This window comes from Hymenobacter fastidiosus (assembly GCF_039539565.1).
In the GTDB taxonomy this organism is placed as follows: domain Bacteria; phylum Bacteroidota; class Bacteroidia; order Cytophagales; family Hymenobacteraceae; genus Hymenobacter; species Hymenobacter fastidiosus.
In genome coordinates, this window is record NZ_BAABDJ010000038.1 from 1 (window position 1) to 17,255 (window position 17,255).

At 59.6% G+C, this 17,255-nt stretch carries 16 protein-coding genes and 1 pseudogene; 12 read left to right on the forward strand and 5 right to left on the reverse strand.

Annotation, left to right across the window (positions count from 1 at the left end):
* Nucleotides 1-261: 261 nt before the first annotated feature.
* The 3 genes from ABD833_RS16915 to ABD833_RS16925 form a co-directional block, all read right to left on the reverse strand.
* Nucleotides 262-861, reverse strand: a complete 600-nt coding sequence (locus tag ABD833_RS16915; RefSeq protein ID WP_345074595.1) for a hypothetical protein — start codon at nucleotides 859-861, stop codon at nucleotides 262-264.
* Nucleotides 862-1,004: 143 nt separating this feature from the next.
* Nucleotides 1,005-2,090 (reverse strand): tyrosine-type recombinase/integrase, encoded by a 1,086-nt coding sequence (locus ABD833_RS16920; protein ID WP_345074596.1) that lies wholly within the window; start codon nucleotides 2,088-2,090, stop codon nucleotides 1,005-1,007.
* Nucleotides 2,087-2,446 carry a single-stranded DNA-binding protein gene (locus ABD833_RS16925; protein ID WP_345074597.1) on the reverse strand — a complete coding sequence of 120 codons (360 nt, stop codon included), beginning with the start codon at nucleotides 2,444-2,446 and terminating at the stop codon, nucleotides 2,087-2,089. Before ABD833_RS16925 ends, ABD833_RS16920 begins: the two co-directional genes overlap by 4 nt.
* A 131-nt stretch (nucleotides 2,447-2,577) precedes the next feature.
* On the opposite strand from ABD833_RS16925, the gene ABD833_RS16930 reads away from it, so the two are divergent.
* The 3 genes and pseudogenes from ABD833_RS16930 to ABD833_RS16940 all read left to right on the forward strand — a co-directional run.
* Nucleotides 2,578-2,700, forward strand: coding sequence for a hypothetical protein (locus ABD833_RS16930; RefSeq protein WP_345074598.1), 123 nt, complete (start codon nucleotides 2,578-2,580; stop codon nucleotides 2,698-2,700).
* Nucleotides 2,701-2,771: 71 nt separating this feature from the next.
* Nucleotides 2,772-3,701, forward strand: a complete 930-nt coding sequence (locus tag ABD833_RS16935) for a DUF808 domain-containing protein (RefSeq protein ID WP_345074599.1) — start codon at nucleotides 2,772-2,774, stop codon at nucleotides 3,699-3,701.
* 143 nt (nucleotides 3,702-3,844) lie between these two features.
* A pseudogene (locus tag ABD833_RS16940) lies at nucleotides 3,845-4,039 on the forward strand (phosphate acyltransferase); the annotation flags it as partial.
* 394 nt (nucleotides 4,040-4,433) lie between these two features.
* On the opposite strand, the gene ABD833_RS16945 reads toward ABD833_RS16940, so the two are convergent.
* Nucleotides 4,434-4,901, reverse strand: coding sequence for a YybH family protein (locus tag ABD833_RS16945; RefSeq protein ID WP_345074600.1), 468 nt, complete (start codon nucleotides 4,899-4,901; stop codon nucleotides 4,434-4,436).
* Between the two features lie 152 nt (nucleotides 4,902-5,053).
* On the reverse strand, nucleotides 5,054-5,191 hold the full coding sequence (locus ABD833_RS16950; protein ID WP_345074601.1) for a hypothetical protein: 138 nt from the start codon (nucleotides 5,189-5,191) through the stop codon (nucleotides 5,054-5,056).
* A 189-nt stretch (nucleotides 5,192-5,380) separates the two neighbouring features.
* Here ABD833_RS16950 and ABD833_RS16955 point away from each other — a divergent pair, with 189 nt between their 5' ends.
* From ABD833_RS16955 to hydA, 9 genes are all read left to right on the forward strand, one after another.
* Nucleotides 5,381-6,589, forward strand: coding sequence for an acetate/propionate family kinase (locus ABD833_RS16955; RefSeq protein WP_345074602.1), 1,209 nt, complete (start codon nucleotides 5,381-5,383; stop codon nucleotides 6,587-6,589).
* Between the two features lie 111 nt (nucleotides 6,590-6,700).
* The gene (locus tag ABD833_RS16960) at nucleotides 6,701-8,773 is read left to right on the forward strand and encodes a VWA domain-containing protein (protein ID WP_345074603.1); all 2,073 of its coding nucleotides are present in this window, start codon (nucleotides 6,701-6,703) and stop codon (nucleotides 8,771-8,773) included.
* Nucleotides 8,774-8,877: 104 nt separating this feature from the next.
* On the forward strand, nucleotides 8,878-9,303 hold the full coding sequence (locus ABD833_RS16965; protein ID WP_345074605.1) for a hypothetical protein: 426 nt from the start codon (nucleotides 8,878-8,880) through the stop codon (nucleotides 9,301-9,303).
* 161 nt (nucleotides 9,304-9,464) lie between these two features.
* Nucleotides 9,465-9,851, forward strand: coding sequence for a hypothetical protein (locus ABD833_RS16970; RefSeq protein ID WP_345074606.1), 387 nt, complete (start codon nucleotides 9,465-9,467; stop codon nucleotides 9,849-9,851).
* 98 nt (nucleotides 9,852-9,949) lie between these two features.
* On the forward strand, nucleotides 9,950-10,873 hold the full coding sequence (locus tag ABD833_RS16975; protein ID WP_345074608.1) for a pseudouridine synthase: 924 nt from the start codon (nucleotides 9,950-9,952) through the stop codon (nucleotides 10,871-10,873).
* Nucleotides 10,870-11,820 (forward strand): alpha/beta hydrolase, encoded by a 951-nt coding sequence (locus ABD833_RS16980; protein WP_345074609.1) that lies wholly within the window; start codon nucleotides 10,870-10,872, stop codon nucleotides 11,818-11,820. Before ABD833_RS16975 ends, ABD833_RS16980 begins: the two co-directional genes overlap by 4 nt.
* A 741-nt stretch (nucleotides 11,821-12,561) precedes the next feature.
* Nucleotides 12,562-14,034, forward strand: coding sequence for a CoA-acylating methylmalonate-semialdehyde dehydrogenase (locus ABD833_RS16985; RefSeq protein WP_345074610.1), 1,473 nt, complete (start codon nucleotides 12,562-12,564; stop codon nucleotides 14,032-14,034).
* A 200-nt stretch (nucleotides 14,035-14,234) separates the two neighbouring features.
* Nucleotides 14,235-15,587 carry an aminotransferase class III-fold pyridoxal phosphate-dependent enzyme gene (locus tag ABD833_RS16990; protein ID WP_345074613.1) on the forward strand — a complete coding sequence of 451 codons (1,353 nt, stop codon included), beginning with the start codon at nucleotides 14,235-14,237 and terminating at the stop codon, nucleotides 15,585-15,587.
* A 289-nt stretch (nucleotides 15,588-15,876) separates the two neighbouring features.
* The gene (hydA, locus tag ABD833_RS16995; protein ID WP_345074614.1) at nucleotides 15,877-17,253 is read left to right on the forward strand and encodes a dihydropyrimidinase; all 1,377 of its coding nucleotides are present in this window, start codon (nucleotides 15,877-15,879) and stop codon (nucleotides 17,251-17,253) included.
* The last annotated feature ends 2 nt before the right edge of the window (nucleotides 17,254-17,255 follow it).

Below are 17,255 nucleotides of genomic sequence, written 5' to 3' on the forward strand. Positions count from 1 at the left end.
CTTAGAATTACTTGTAAAATAATTTTTGGTTTGTATCTGTGTACGCTGTCGTGACATAGCAGGCAACGGACGAGTATTTGCGAAGGCAGGGAATTCATTGAACGTCTGCCCGGAACAAATGCTGATTGAAAAACTGAAATTGAAGATAACAACTAAAAGTCAAATTACTAACGCCCAGCCGAAACTGAAGCTGACAGCGAACTATAGCCGAAGATAACAACGTCCAGCCCTGCTTTTGCAAATACTTTTGTTGGTGGCAGGTTATTTTGTCAATGCCACCTCAGTTCCTCTCATCATAATTTTTTTTGAGTTTTTAATATTTTGCTCTGATTTTGTCAACAGCTTAATAAGTTCCAAATTAATTTTTTCCTTTGAGTTTTCAATTTTGTCAACAATGATTGTCAACAAATAATTTTCATCCACCATATACCTGTCGTAATCGGCATTAATAATGTTCCCGTCAATCATAAACACCACAGACTTGTTTTTTAGGTTTGTGTATTTGTCCTTTAAGTCAGTTAGGGAAATTAATTTAAGAGTATAGCTGCTTTTTGTTTTTATATGAATTTGTCCGTAGTATAGAATATTGTCGATTAATATACTGTCCTTCACAACATTAATGCTATCTATTTGCATTGGGTTTAATGTAGTAAATAATGTTTCGTGTACGAATTTTTCATTTAAAAAGAATGCTGGTTTATTTAATTGATTTTCCTCTTTTGAATAAACAACTTTTAAGATTGTGTCACTTTCTAACACTTTGCTTGGATTGATGATAAGACCATTAATTTTATTTGTTGGAGTCTGTCCAAAAGTATTTGTCGACCAAATGACAATTGCCAATATCAATACTGCTTTCATTTTTTAAATTTTAATGGTTACGTGATGTCGTTTTAACTTGCCACCAACATTAGGGTTAGCGAAGGTGTAAGTTTCGTTAACCCGTCCTCTATACGCAAGTAACCTTCGTTTATCATACCAGAATTCCAGTGATAAACGAAGCTTCATAGGCCGAGGCTGTCGAGAGGAGAGGCGGGGCGGCTGCGTTGGGCAACGTGCGTGTAAATTTCAGTGGTTTTGATGCTGCTGTGGCCCAGTAAATCCTGGATGATGCGAATGTCGGTGCCAGCTTCGAGCAGGTGTGTAGCATAAGAGTGGCGCAGCATGTGCAGCGTAATGGGCCGGCCAATGCCAGCACGGGCCGCCGCCTGTTTTACCACGAGCTGAAGGCTACGGGCGCTGTAAGGCTCACCCGGCACCTGGCCTTCAAACAGAAACGTAACCGGACGAAACTGCCGAAACTGCTCCCGCAACAGGAGCAGCAAGGTGTCAGGCAGCGGTAAGTCCCGGTCTTTTTTGCCTTTGCCCCCCCGCACATACAAGGCCATGCGCCGGCTGTCGATGTCAGCCGGAGTCAGGTGCAGCACTTCGCCCAGGCGCAGCCCCAGGCCATAGGCCAGCATGAGCATGGTGCGGTGCTTGAGGTTATCGGTGCCTTGCAGCAAGGCGCGCACCTCTGCCTGGGCCAGCACTTTGGGGTTTTGGAGCGGGCGCTTGGGGCGCGGCACTTCGTAGTACTGCCGGGGCTGGCCCTCCACCTGCTCGTAGTAGAATTTGATGGCGTTGATCAGCAGATTCTGGTAGGCTTCGGAGATACCCGCCGCTACGCGCCCGGCCAGGTAGTCGAGTAGTTCCGGCTTGGTTAGCTCCAAGGGCTGGCGGCCGGCACAATGTGCCAAAAACTGCTGAAAGGCCGCCCGGTAGCTTTTTAGGGTGGCCGGGCTGTAGCGCTTTAGGGCAATAAACTGGCAATAGCGCCCCAGCAGCACCTCGTGGGCCGTGGGCGGCGGCAGCGCCACCGCCAGGGCCGGCACCACGGGTACGTGCAGCGGCACGCCCAGCTGCTGGCAGGCCTGCCGCAGTGGCTCTACGGCCTCGGTGGTGGCGGGCAGCACGTAGCCCCGCGCGGCGGCCGCGTACTGTACGCCAGCCGCCAGCAGGGCCATCCGTACGGCGGCATCAGAGTACGGAAAGAACACCCGGAACCCGGTACGGTCGTCGGTTAGGCGCAACGAAACGGCGGCCTTCATGTGGCTGGTGGCAATGCGTCCCCGGTTTTCTTGTCCAGCAGCAACAGCTGTTCGCCGACGACTTCGGTTACGTAATGGCGGACCCCGGCGGCATCGTCGTAATGCCGGGCTTTGAGTTTGCCTTCGAGGTAGATGAGGCTGCCTTTGCGCAAGTACGCTTGGGCCAGCTCGGCCAGCCCACGCCACAGCACTATGCTGTGCCAGTCGGTGCTGGTATGCGGCTGGCCGCTTTTGTCGCGGTAGGTTTCGGCGGTAGCCAGCGAGAATTTCGCTACGGCCACGTTGCCTTCGAGCACCTGTACCTCCGGGTCTTTGCCGAGGTTGCCGATCAGGGTTACTTTGTTGAGGCCGCGCATACTGCCAAAGTAGGCGCAAACATCCGAATTTGCTATTTCTGCGTATCCGCACCCGTATTTCACCGCTCAGATTCGCTGCAAGGGCCACAGCATGGCTTCTCCGGAGGCGGCGGAACATGCTGGCGTCCCGTATGCCCTACTTCGTCATCAACTCCGGCAGCAGCTCGCTGAAGCACCAGCTGTTTCGCGGGCCGCAGGAGCAACCCTTGAAGCCCGGAGTTACCTTTGCGGCGGCCTCGGATACTTTCCGGTAGCTTGCCGCCTGCCGGAACCGCCAATAGGCAGCACACTCTCTCAAACTGAAATACAACACCCACCAGACCCTATGCCTTCCGGATTTTTTGCCTTACTAGATGATGTTTCGGCGTTAGTGAAAGTCAGTGCCGCCAGCCTGGACGATATACCGGCGCAGGTAGCCAAAACGACCGGCAAGGTGTCGGGCATCGTGATAGATGATACGGCCGTTACCCCCAAATACGTCGTGGGCCTGGACCCCGCCCGGGAGCTGGCTATTATCTACCAGATTGCCAAAAAATCACTGTTCAATAAGCTGCTTATTTTAAGTCCGGCGGCCCTGGTGCTGGGGTATTTCGCTCCCTGGGCCATCACGCCTATTTTAATGCTGGGCGGGGCGTATCTATGTTTCGAAGGGTATGAAAAGGTGCATTCCCTGTTCAGCAAGCACCCCGAGGTGCAGCCCGAGAGTGAGCAGATGCAGGCAATTACCCCGGAGGAGCTGGAGAAAGAGCGGGTTGCCGGGGCCGTGCGTACCGATATTATCTTATCGGCCGAGATTATGGCTATTGCCTACAGCCAGGTAGCCAAATCAGCGTTGGTTAACCAGATAATCGTCATGCTGGCCGTGGCGGTGTTTATTACCGTAGCCGTGTACGGCTTTGTGGGCTTGATTGTAAAAGCAGATGATATCGGTCTGCATCTGGCGGAGAATACCGACAGCCCCGCTACCCAGAAATTTGGCCGCGGTATCGTGAAGTTCATGCCGCACTTCCTGCGGATTCTCAGCTACGTGGGCACCGCCGCCATGCTGTGGGTAGGGGCCGAAATCATTGCCCACGGCATTCCTTTCACCAGCCACTTATTGGACGACCTGGAACAGGCCCTGGCCTCCCTGCCGGCAGTAGCCTGGCTGGCCAAAGCGCTGGCCTGCGGCATCGGTGGCCTCGCGCTGGGCTTCCTGATTGACCAGATAGTACGGCTGGTGAAAAAGGTGATGCCCGGCCAAAAGGAAGGCTGAGGGTGGTTATGATTTTTGTTGGCTGACTTTTTCCCTGCTCTCCCCCTGCGCACATCTTCGTCATCAACTCCGGCAGCAGCTCGCTGAAGTACCAACTGTTTCGCGGGCCCCAGGGACTTCTCTGCTGGCCCCTGAGCCAGCCAAAGCTGCCCGGCTCACCGGTAGCCGGCCAGGCCAGCGTGCTCATCTTCCCCGACCTCAACACCGGCAACAACACCTACAAGGCCGTGCAGCGCGAAACCGGGGCGTTGGCTATCGGGCCCATGCTGCAAGGGTTAAACAAGCCGGTGAATGATTTGAGCCGCGGCTGTACGGTGGATGATATTTATATAGCGGTTTCGCGAACGGTGTGGCTGCCGGTCCGGCGGATGCCAGCCGTCGGGCCGGTCGTCGCTTGCGCAATGCCGCCTGAACAGCGTCAGCTAACGAAAATCGGTCCGACGGCTGAAAAAGCCGCCGGACCGGGACGTACACCGTTCGCGAAACCGCTATAACACGGTACTGCTGACGGCTATTCAGGCGCAGGGGCAGAGAAATTACTGATGCTAAAAAAAGCTGCCGCCGCTTTTCGTGTAACGACGTTGGGGTATTTATGAAGGACTGGAATTTGGAATACAAAAGTTCAGCCTCTGCATTAAGTTACAATAGAATTCCGAAAGTTCAATTTCTTCCGTCTGCCAGTCTTTTATAAATACCATGTTGTGGGCTGGCCGGTTTCAAATTAGGCTTACTCTACTTATCTGTCGGATTGGAATTCCACATTTGCACTACATTTTTCCAATCACCATTTACCTTTTTCCAAATTGATATTGCTTTATTGTATTCAGTCTTTGGCTTCCCCAAACTGTCGTTTACAGTTATCTGGCTTTTTTCGAGGAGATATGCCATATCCCCGCTTTCGGAAACTGATACTGATATAGGTTCCCAACTAACTCTAAATCCTGGAATATTCATACTTTTTTCAACCATTTGTCGGATTGCTTGCTTTCCAACCAGTGATGGCTGTCCCGGAAACATGTATACCGCATCGTCAGCCCAATAGCTTAGGTTTTTTTCCAAACTGTCAGTTGCAGCGAGTTTAGACCAGTCCCTACTGAGTTGCATTACCTTTTGCCCCTCACTCTCAGTATTTACTTTTTTTCCGTTACACCCAATTAAGCATACCAGAAATAATGCGAACCCCAATTTGTAAGTTTTCATACACATTTGTTTAGTTGACAATTAAGTTAAAGGTTACGAATCCACAGGCTTACCGCTAACATTAAGATACCCGCTACTCATAAGCACCGCTAATAGCGGGTATCTGCTCTTAGTACGCAAGTATCTTGCGGGTAGCATACCCAATTGGCTTGCTACCCGCTACTGCGATGCCGCAGGTCCAGACTGTCGAATGAAGAAGCCGGGCGGGTGTGTTGGGCCACATGGATGTAGATTTCGGCAGTTTTCATACTGCCGTGCCCCAGCAGATCCTGGATGATGCAAATATTCATGCCGGCTTGGAGCAAGTAGTGTTATCAGACTGCTGTATTTTGCCTCCCCGTTTGGTCAACTCAACTGCAGCATGGTTTTGGCGGGGCTATTCACCAATCACTATATCATAATTATAAGATATTTTATTTATAAAACAAGTTAAATAACTAAAACAACGACTGACCCAAGTTAAGAGCAGCCCCACCCCCATGCACATCTTCGTCATCAATTCCGGCAGCAGCTCGCTGAAGTACCAACTGTTTCGCTGGCCCCAGGAGCAGCCGCTGGCCCGCGGGCTGGTGGAGCGCATCGGCCTGCCCGACGGCCAGCTCACGCACACCACGCTGGCCCCCGATGGCCAGGAGCACACCCTGCGCCGCACCCTGCCCATCCCCGACCACCGCACCGGCCTGGAGGAAGCCATGCGCCTGCTCACCGACCCCGAAATTGGCGTACTCCCCGACCCGGCCGACGTGCGGATAGTGGGCCACCGGGCCGTGCACGGCGGCGAGGAATTCCGGGAGCCGACGCTGGTAACGGCGGCCGTGAAGGCGAAAATCCGGGACCTGTTTCCGCTGGCCCCGCTGCACAACCCGGCCAACCTGCTGGGTATGGAGGTGGCCGAACAGCTGTTTCCGCGGGCCCGGCAGGTGGCGGTGTTCGATACGGCTTTCCATAGCACGCTGCCGCCCCACGCCTACCGCTTCGCGCTGCCCGAGGAGCTCTACACCCGGCACGGGCTGCGGGCCTACGGCTTCCACGGCACCAGCCACCAGTATGTGAGCCGCGAGACGCTGCGCTACCTCGGCCAGCCCGCAGCCCGCGTCATCACCATTCACCTGGGCAACGGCTGCAGCATGGCCGCCACCGTAGCCGGCCGCGCCGTGGATACCAGCATGGGCTTCGGCCCCATGAACGGCCTGGTGATGGGCACCCGCGCCGGCGACACCGACCAGGCCGTCATCTTCCATCTGGTCGAACAGCTGGGCTATTCCCTGGAAGAGGTCAAAAACCTGCTCAACAAGGAAAGCGGGATGCTCGGCCTCACCGGCCACAGCGACATGCGCGACATCACGCGCCTGCTCGAAGCCGGCGACGCCCGCGCCCAGCTCGCCTACGACCTCTACGCCTACCGCATCAAAAAGTACCTGGGCAGCTTCCTGGCCGCCCTCAACGGGGCCGAAGCCGTGGCTTTCACGGGCGGCGTGGGCGAAAACGACCCCCTGGTGCGCCGCCTGGTGTGCCGGAATATGGATTTCCTGGGTATTCAGCTGAACGAAGCCGAAAACAGCCGCCGGGCGCCGGGAATCCGGGATTTGTCGGCGGCCGGAAGCCGGGTGCGGGTGCTGGTGGTGCCCACCAATGAGGAGCTGGAAATTGCGCGGCTGTGCAGCCTTATGCCCGGCCTCATCCCCTAGGCCCCGCGCTGGCAGGGGGAGGCAACCGTGCGGCCGCGTTGCGTACCTTCGCCCCGCAACCCCCGGTCCCGCCCCGGGGTTATTAGTCCTCTAACCCGCTATTCTCTTCGTTTGATCTCTGTCGCTGCTTCTCCCTGGTTGATTCTGCTGTGCCTGGCCGCCGGCGCGGGCTACGCGGCGCTGCTGTACTCGGCTAAAGCGCCCTGGAGCCAGACCCTGAACTACGCGCTGGCCGCCCTGCGCTTCGTGGTGGTGAGCTTTCTGGGCTTCCTGCTGCTTTCGCCCTTTCTGAAAACCACGACCACCACCACCGAGCAGCCGACCATCGTGCTGGCCGTGGACGACTCGCAGTCGGTGGGGCTGTTTACGCCGGCCGCGGTACTCGGGCAAGCCACCGCGGGTCTGCAGCAGCTGGCCGAAACCCTGCGCGGCCGGGGCTTTAAAGTCGAGACCCGGACCCTGAGCACCCGCCGCCCGCCCCGCCCCGATTCGCTGCGCTTCCAGGCCCCCGCTACCGACCTCGACGAGCTGCTCACCGGCATCAAGGAGGGCTACGACGGGCGCAATCTGGCGGGCGTGGTGCTGCTCTCCGATGGTATCGTGAACCAGGGCCGCTCCCCGGTATACTCCGAGTTCAGCTTCCCGATTTACAGTGTGGCCGTGGGCGATACGGTGCCGAAGAAAGACCTCAGCCTGCCGGCCCTGACCTACAACCGCGTCGCTTTCAGCGGCAACAAATTCCCGATTGAAGCCGACATCAGCTACGAGGGCTTCGCGGGCGGCACGGCCGTGGTGCAGCTGCGCGAGCAGGGCCGGGTGCTGCAAACTCAGCGCGTGAAGCTGCCCGGGGGTCGTCGTCGTCAGAAAGCAACCTTCCTCGTCACGGCTCCGGCGCCGGGCAAGCGCCGCTACGAAATCGTGATTGAAAAGCAGGCGGGCGAGTTCACCCTGCTCAACAACGCCAAGTTCGCCTACCTCGAAGTCGTGAAGGGTAAGCTGCGGGTGCTGCTGGCCGGCGCGGCTCCCCACCCCGACCTGAAGGCCCTGCGGGCCGCCATCCGGCAAAACGACAACTTCGATTTGACCACTTACCTGCCCGGCATCGCGCCGCTCAGGGCCCAGGATTTCGACGTCGCCATTCTGCACCAGCTGCCCGCCCGGGGCGGCGTGGGCGCCGACGTGCTGGCCCGGGTGCGGGCCCGCCGCGTGCCGGCCCTGTACGTCATTGGGGCCCAGTCTGACCTGAACGCCTACAACAACCTCGGCACGGGCCTGACCATCACGCCCCGCGGCACCCAGACCGATGATGTGACGCCAGTGCTGAATCCGGCCTTTTCGCGCTTCACCTTCGAGGAAGACGCGTTGCGCCGCTTTGCTGCTTACCCGCCCGCGCCGGTCCCGTTTGGTGATTTGCGCCTGGCCGGGGGCGCGGAAGCCGCGCTGTTTCAGCAGGTGGGCCGGCTGAAAACGCAGAAGCCGCTGCTGGTGATGGGCGGCACGCCCAGCCAGCGCCAGGCCACGCTGCTCACCGACGGCAGCTGGCAGTGGCGCCTGCAGGAAGCCGCCGACCACGACGACCGGCCCGAAGCCTACGACCGCCTCATCGTGCGTACGCTGCAGCTCCTTACCGCCAACGCCAACAAGAAGCGCCTCGACGTGTACCCCACCCAGGACGCCTTCAGCACCCAGGACGACGTGACCTTCGGGGCCGAAACCTACAACACCATCTTCGAGCGCATCTACAACCAGCAAATCACGCTTACGCTCACCGACGAGCAGAAAAAGGCGCGCACGTTCTCCTTCACCAACAACGAGGACGGGGCTCCGCTCCACCTCGGGCCCCTGCCCGGCGGGGTGTACCGCTACGTTGCCCGCGCCACCCTCGGCGGCCAAGCCCAGCAGGACGTCGGGGAAGTGCTGGTGCAGGAGCAGCAGCTGGAAACCCTCGACGCCCGCGCCGACCATAACCTGCTCTACCAGCTGGCCCGCCGCAGCGGCTCGCGCCTGTATTATCCCAGCCAGTTTGCCCAACTCACCCAGGATATTCAGCAAGCCAACGCCAAGCCCGTCATCTACAGTCAGGAAGACCTGAAGGATCTGATTAACCTGAAATGGCTGTTCTTCCTGCTCCTGGCCCTGGTAACGGCCGAATGGGCCGCGCGGAAGTATTTGGGGGGGATTTAAGGAAATACTTTCTGCCCGGCGTTTTGCCCGGCTATAGTCACGCATTACCCGCAGTCAGCGGCGTGAGCATAGAGCGTACCTGCTTTCATTTCCCACCTGATAGTATGCCGACAAGTCCAGTGGCCGGAGCTGTTTCTTTAAAAACAGTGCGGATTATTCTGCTCGTGTACACCATTTGCCTGCTGGTGGGCACTTACACCCACGCCCGGGGATTAGTGCATAAAGGGTTTTTGGCGTACCCGGTTCCCCTCGCTATTGGCCTTTACTGGGACGCCCTTACGGTGCTGGACCCGCTCGCGGCGGTGTTGTTGTGGTGGCGGCCCAAGGCTGGACTCTGGCTCACGCTAGCCATTATGGTTTCCGACATCAGCGTTAATACCGCCGTCTATTTGGCCGGTTATTTTGGCCCACCCGTTCCCCACATGGTGCCGCTGACGTTGTTTGACCAGGCGCTGTTCGGATTGTTTGTCCTGGTAACCGCACCCCTTGTGTATAAGGATCTCCCCTTGATGAATGACCAAACCGCTTGACCTAGAGATAAGCAAGGGTGTTGGTTAAGGACTACGAATGGCCAAAAAAACCACCTCGGATCAGATGCTTCTGACTCATGCGATAGGAATGATCGGGGAAGCGTGCAAGCCTCGTACCTTTGCCTGCCGCCTTGGTATCCTTCGCTTCCGCATTTTACCGCATGATATTCCCCGTCTTATCGTCCCTGCTGCTTCTCACTCTCTGCGTCGGCTGCCAGCCGGGCCTCGAAAAGCAGGCCAAATCAGCCGTGTCGGAATATGCCGGCGCGCGGATGGATGAACCCCGCGACTACCGCGCCGGCCGCTTTGTGCTGCGCCCCTACACCCGCCGGGATTCGGCGGCCTACGCGGCCACTCTCTTTCAGGTCGCTGATTCTTCGTCGCTGATCCGGCCCGTGAAGCAGCCGGACTCAGTCAGAATCGGCACCTTTGTACACCACGCCTTTCAGGAGCAAACCAAAACCGGCCGCATCACCCGCGACAGTGGCGAGTTTGTGGTGTATGCCAACCGGGAAGTGGTGCAGCTGGTGATGAAGCCCGCTAAGTAGTAACGCGAGGTTCCACTTCGCGCCCCGGCCCCGCCGCCACCAATCCGTTCAACGATTTCGCGAAGTAAAACTTCGCGTTACCTCCTTTCCCCCAGCCCATGCGCTACGTTCTCGTCCATAAGCCCTACGAAGTCCTCACCCAGTTTACCGACGAAAACGGCCGCGCCACGCTCAAGGATTTCGTCGACGTGCCCAACGTCTACCCCGTCGGCCGCCTCGACTACGACAGTGAAGGACTGGTACTGCTCACCGACGACAAGCCCCTGCAGCACCGCCTGTCGGAGCCGCGCTTTAAGATTCCGAAAACCTACTGGGTGCAGGTCGAAGGTATTCCGACCGAGGAAGCCCTGGCTCAGCTGCGCCGCGGCGTCGACATCAAAACCGGCTTCACGGCCCCGGCCGAGGCCGAGCTGCTGCCCGAGCCGGTGGCCGTGGCTGAGCGCAGCAAGCCGGTACGCTTCCGCGCCAACATTCCGACTGCCTGGCTGCGCATCACCATCTCGCAGGGTATGAACCGGCAGGTGCGCAAGATGACGGCCGCCGTGGGCTTCCCCACCTTGCGCCTGATCCGGGTGCAGATTGCCGACCTGCGCATTGCCGGCCTGCCCCCGGGCAAGTGGCGCGACCTGACGTCCGACGAAATCAAAGACCTCAAGGAACTCACCGCCGGGCAGGTGCTGGGGCCAAACGACTTCAAATCCGGGGCCCGCACGCCCGGCACGGCCAATTCCGGCGGCTTCTGGCCCGGCGGCATCCGCCCTTCCGGCGACTCGCGCAAACCGGCCGCGGGTGGCAAGTCCGGCGCGGGCAAATTCGGGGTCAGCAAGGCTGGCGGCAGCCGCAGCGCAGGTCCGAAATCCGGCCCCGGCAGCAAGCCCACGGGCAGCCGCCCAACCGGGAGCAAACTCACCGGAGGCAAGCCAGCCGGGGACAAGCCCGCCGGTGGCAAACCCGGCCCGGCCGGTAAGTCGGGTGGGCCAGCGGGCAAATCCGGGGCTGGCCGGCCTTCGCGGCCCCGGTGAAACGGCGGGTTGGGCTGATTCTGCTCGGCTTATTCCTGCTCGTCAACCTCCTGGCGTTCAACCACGCCTGGCATTTCACGCACTTCAGCGCCGAAGCCGGCCCGCGTACGCCCAGCCCGGAAAGGCTGACGTGGCCGGCTAAGCTGAGTCTTCTGCTTACGGGTGTTGCTAACCCCAAACCCGTTAATTCCGGCGGGCCGGTTTTCCCCTACGAAACCCTGGCGCTGGATAGCCCCAACGGCCGGCTGGAAATGTGGTACGGTACCGTGGCCGCGCCCAAAGGCCGGGTTGCGCTGTTTCACGGCTACACCAGCGACAAATCGAAGCTGCTCACCGAAGCCGGCTTTTTCCGCTCCCTGGGCTATTCCGTGCTGCTGGTGGATCTGAGCGGGGCGGGCAACTCGGCCGGCTACCGCTGCACCGTAGGCTACCGCGAAGCCGACGACGTGGCCACCGCTTTCCGGTTTCTGACCCGGCAGCAGCCCGCGGCGCCCGTGGTGCTGTACGGCGTGAGCATGGGCGCCGTGGCTATTCTGCGGGCCGAAGCGGAGCTGGGCGTGCGGCCCGCCGCCGCCATCGTGGAGTGCCCGTACGGCAGCATGCTCGAAACGGCCCGGAACCGGTTTCGGGCGATGGGCGTGCCCGCCTTCCCGCTGGCCAACCTACTGGTATTCTGGGGCGGCGTCCAAAACGGCTTCTGGGCTTTCCGCCACGATGCCCGGCGCTACGCCCGCCGGATCACCACGCCCACGCTGCTGCTGTATGGCCTTGCTGATAAGCGCGTCACCCGGCCGGAAGCCGACGGCATCTTTACCGCTCTGCGCGGCCCCAGGCAGCGGTGCTACTTCCCCGGCGTGGGCCACGAGCCGTACTGGCACCGCTACCCGGCGGCGTGGCAGCAGCAGATCCGGGAGTTTCTGCGAAGCACCACTATCCAGCGGCCCTAGCGGGCTCCCTTTCAACCGCCATAAAACAGCCGGCTACCCAGGAGGGTGGCCGGCTGCTTTCGTTGAGTCCGGGGCAACAATTCACTTCCGCTGAGCATCTGGCCGCCGGGTGTCGTCGTCATCGGCATTAGAGTTGTTCCCAAATACTAAATAGAACGGTCATGCTGAGCAAAGTCGAAGCATCTCGCGGGCAGTCATTGCCATAGAGGCTGTTTAGGGTTTCGAAAAAGCTGTCATCCTTCATCTGGCGTCCGCTTGCGAAGGACCTTATCACGTCCGTACCACTTGGAATTAGGCCAAAATGAGCAGTCGTGAGAAGGTCCTTCGCAAGCGGACGCCAGATGAGGATGACAAACGACGAAAAAACCGGAACCCTAAACAAGTTCATAGTAATCAGACGACGCCACGCGAGATGCTTCGACTTCGCTCAGCATGACCGTTCTATTTTTTGGATGTTTTGGTATTGGGGACTAGGTCTATTAGCTAAATAGCATTATTCGCCGCGGCGCAAATTCGGGTCTTACCACTCCAACTGTGGCTCGCCGGCCGCTGAGGCAAGTTTCATTTATACTACCTGAGCCGAACAACCTAAATCTTCCCAAAGCATCTGCCACCTGCTCTTTTCACAGTCAGTCGCTTAAAATGGTGGGTAAGTACTTACTTTGGTTATAAGAAAAAGAGCCCGGCCGTTAGGTTGTTTTATGGAAACCCCTTACTTGCGAGACTTAACCCAAACGTAACATGGAAGTCCAAACAGTAAAATACCCGGCTGTGCGCAACTACGTCGCCGGTCAGTTTGAAGACGAACAGACGCGCCGGACGATGGACGTGGAAAGCCCGCTGACGGGGGAAATTATATCCATCCTGCCCCTGTCGGGGGCCGCCGAGCTGGACCGGGCCGTGCAGGCCGCCAAGGTCGCGTACCCCGCGTGGTCGGCTACGCCCATCAAGGAGCGGGTGCAGATTTTTTACCGCTACAAAACCCTGCTGGAGCGCGACATGCAGGCCTTGGCCGACCTGGTGCGCGAGGAAAACGGCAAAACCTACGACGAAGCCCGCGCCGAGGTGGAAAAGGCCATTGAGCTGACCGAGTTTGCCTGCTCCCTGCCCCAGCTGATTCAGGGCGAGTTTCTGGAAGTGAGCAAGGGCGTGGAAGCCCGCGTGGAGCGCAAACCCCTGGGCGTAGTGGCCAGCATTGCGCCCTTCAACTTTCCCAACATGGTGCCCCACTGGACCATTCCGAACGCGCTGGTGCTGGGCAACACCATGATTCTGAAGCCCTCCGAGATAGTGCCGCTCAGCGCCGGCCGCATTGCCGGGCTGCTCCGGGAAGCCGGCCTGCCCGACGGCGTGCTCAACATCGTGCACGGCGACCGGGAAATCGTGGAAGCCATCTGCGACCATCCGGATATTCAGGCCGTCTCGTTCGTGGGCTCCACGGCCATTGCCAAAGTGGTCTACATCCGCGCTACTTCCAACCTGAAGCGCTGCGTGGCGCTGGGCGGGGCCAAAAACCACCTGCTGGTACTCCCCGACGCCCACCCCGAAATGACGGCTTCCAACGTGGCGGCCTCCATGTCGGGCTGCGCGGGGCAGCGTTGCATGGCCGGCTCGACGATGGTCGGCGTGGGCGCGGTGGATGGCATCGTGGCCAAGATTGTGGAAGAAGCCCGCAAGATCGTGCCGGGCCACAACCTGGGCGCGGTGATCAGCAAGGCGGCCAAGGAGCGCATCGAAAAGCACATTACCGAAGCCGAAGCCGCCGGCGCCAAAGTGCTGCTCGACGGCCGCCACGCCACCGTGGCCGACCACGAGGGCGGCTACTACGTGGGCGCCACCGTCATCGACTTCGTGACGCCCGACATGCGCATTGCCCAGGAAGAGGTATTTGGGCCGGTGTTGGCCATCATGCGCACCACCACCCTGGACGAGGCGCTGGCCATCGAAAACGCTAACCCCTACGGCAACGCCGCGGCCGTCTTCACCAGCAGCGGCAGCAGCGCCCGCTACGTCATGGACCACGCCAACGCGGGCATGATTGGCGTCAACATCGGCGTGCCCGTGCCCCGGGAGCCGTTTTCCTTCGGCGGCTGGAACGACTCGAAGTTCGGCGCCTGCGACATCACCGGCAAAAGCTCCATCGAGTTCTGGACCCAGCTCAAGAAAACCACGACCAAGTGGAACCCGGAGTCGCGGGTGAACTGGATGAGCTAAGCGGACGGTCCATACGTTCGCCTCACCCCCTAGCCCCCTCTCCGAAAAGGAGAGGGGGGGACTTGTTCTAACTTCCGGTCCTGGACTACTAATTTAAATACATCAGCCTGCTCCACTTTTGTCTAGTCCAAAACTAGAATCTAGTCCCCCTCTCCTTTTCGGAGAGGGGGCTAGGGGGTGAGGCGCAACGCTTGCACACCATGGAAACCTACACCGAAACCGACAAGGACCAGATCCTCCGGGATAACCTCGACCACACGCTTTTCTCCTGGTCGAAGCAGACGGGGCTGAACCCGATCAGCGCCGAGCGGGCCGCGGGCGTGTACCTCTACGACCGGGACGGCCAGCGCTACATCGACTTTTCGTCCCAGCTGATGAACGTGAACATCGGCCACGGCGACCAGCGCGTGACCGAGGCCGTGACGGCCCAGATGCGGGCGCTGAGCTACGTGTATCCCGGCATGATTACCAAAGCCCGCGGCGACCTGGGCAAGCGGCTGGCGGAAATTACCCCGGCCAACCTGAACAAGGCTTTTTTCACGCTGGGTGGGGCCGAGGCCATTGAAAACGCCATCAAGCTGGCCCGGGTGTACACCGGCCGCCATAAGATTATGGCCCTGTACCAGTCGTTTCACGGCGCTTCCTACGGCGCGATGAGCCTGGGCGGCGACCCGCGCAAGTTCGCCGTCGACAGCCAGGCCATGCCCAACGTGGTGCACGTCGAAAACCCGTATTTCTACCGCTGCCCCTGGCACAGCGCCACGCCCGAGGAGTGCGCCCAGCGCGCCGCCGCCGCCATGGAGCGCATCATCGGCTACGAGAATCCGGGCAGCGTGGCGGCCATTGTGCTCGAAGGCGAGTCGGGCACCTCGGGCTGCATCAAGTACCCGCCCGGCTACTGGCAGCGGGTGCGCGAAATCTGCGACAAGCACGGCATCCTGCTCATTGCCGACGAGGTGATGTCGGGTTTCGGGCGCACCGGCAAGTGGTTCGGCTCCGACCACCACGGCGTGAAAGTCGACATCATGTGCATGGCCAAGGGCATCACCGCCGGCTACCTGCCCCTGGGCGCGGTAATGGTCGACGACACCATTGCCCACCACTTCGACGACAAGCCCCTGCCGCTGGGCCTGACCTACTCGGCCCACCCGGTTTCCTGCGCCGCCGCCGTGGCCGTGCTCGACATCTACGAGGAAGACGGCCTGCTCGAAAACACCGTGCGGATGGGTAAGCACCTCGACGAGCGGATGGGCGAAATGATGGCCCGCCACCCGAGCATCGGCGACTGGCGCAACACGGGCCTGTTCGGCTGCATCGAGCTGGTGAAAAACCGGGCTACCAAGGAGCCGATGGCGCCCTGGAACGCGGCCCCCAGCCAGATGGACATCATGAACAAGGTAATGGCCAAAATCAAGGAGCTGGGCATGTACACCTTCGTGCGCTGGAACTACATCTTCATCGCGCCCCCGCTGAATATCACCCGGGAAGAGCTGGACGAAGGTCTGGACATTATTTCCCAGGCCCTCAGCGTCGCCGACGAGTACGTGCACTAACACGATAACACTAGAACGGTCATTCCGAGCATTCTGCGCATGAAGCAGAGACCGAGGAATTTCGCGGGCAATGGTATTGTCATGCTGAGCCCCGCGAAGCATCTCTACCGCTTCGTTGGATTACCATGCGGAAGTCAGCACGCGAGATTCCCCGACTTCGCTCGGAATGACGTTCTATGCAGCGCTAGCCCCGCCCTTTCTGTTGCTCGATTTCAGGTTTGGCAGCTTGCTTTCGACCGCGAAAAACGCTACTTTTTCCAGCTATAACTTCCTCACTCTCTCGTTCTTGATGGCATCTTTACTGCTTAAAAATGGCCGCGTAGTCACGGCCGACTCCGACAGCGTGTGCGACATCCTCATCGAGGGCGAAACCATCGTCTCCATCGGCCGGAAGCTGGCCGCTGACGGCGCGGAAGTCATCGACTGCACCGGCAAGATTATCGTGCCCGGCGGCATCGACCCGCACGTGCACCTGGACATGCCGTTTATGGGCACTTTCAGCTCCGACACCCACGAAACCGGCACCCGCGCCGCCCTGCACGGCGGCACCACCACCGTTATCGACTTCGTGCTCCAGAAGCAGGGCCACAGCTTGCGCGAGGCCCTCACCGAATGGCAGGGCCGCGCCACCGGCACGGCCGTCGGCGACTACTCGTTCCACATGGCCGTGACGGACTTCAACCCCGGCACGAAGGAGGAAATCAAGGACATGGTGGCCGAGGGCATCACGTCCTTCAAGACCTTCATGGCCTACAAGGGCGCCCTGATGATTGACGACGCGCAGATGGTGGGGCTGATGCAGGAAGTGAAAAAGCACGGCGCCCTGGTCACGGCCCACGCTACCAACGGCGACATGATTGACACGCTCATTGCCCAGCACCGCGCCCAGGGCAAGCTCACGCCGCTCTACCACTACCTCTCCCAGCCCGAAGTCACCGAGTCGGAAGCCTCGGGCCGCTTCGCCGACATTGCCAACTACACCGGCGTGAATGCCTACATCGTGCACCTGACCTGCGAGGGCGCTTTAAACCAGGTGCGCCGGGCTACGGAGCGGAATCAGCGGGTGTTCGTGGAAACCTGCATTCAGTACCTGCTGCTCGACGCCTCGCTCTACGAGGACGAGGCCAACGGCGCCAAGTACGTCATGTCGCCGCCGCTGCGGGAGAAGAAGGACCAGGAAACGCTCTGGGCCGGCATCAACCAGGGCCTGGTGCAGGTGGTGGGCACCGACCACTGCCCGTTTATGCTGGCGCAGAAGCTCGTGGGCAAGGACGACTTTTCCAAGATTCCCAACGGCCACCCCGCCATCGAGCACCGCATGGAGCTGCTGTTTTCGGAGGGCGTGAGCAAGGGCCGCATCAGCCTGCAGAAGTTCGTGGCAGTCACCAGCACCAACCCCGCCAGGATCTTCGGCATGTTTCCGCGCAAAGGCACCATCAGCATCGGCGCGGATGCCGACCTGGTTGTCTTCGACCCCGAGAAGAAGCACACGATTTCGGCCGCCACCCACCACATGAACGTCGACTATTCGGCCTACGAAGGCTGGGAGCTGACCGGCAAAATCGACACCGTGCTGCTCCGCGGCCAGGTAGCCGTGGACGGCGGCCAAACCAAGGTCGGCCGCGGCTACGGTAAGTTCATCAGGCGCGGCGTTACGGCTTTTTAAAA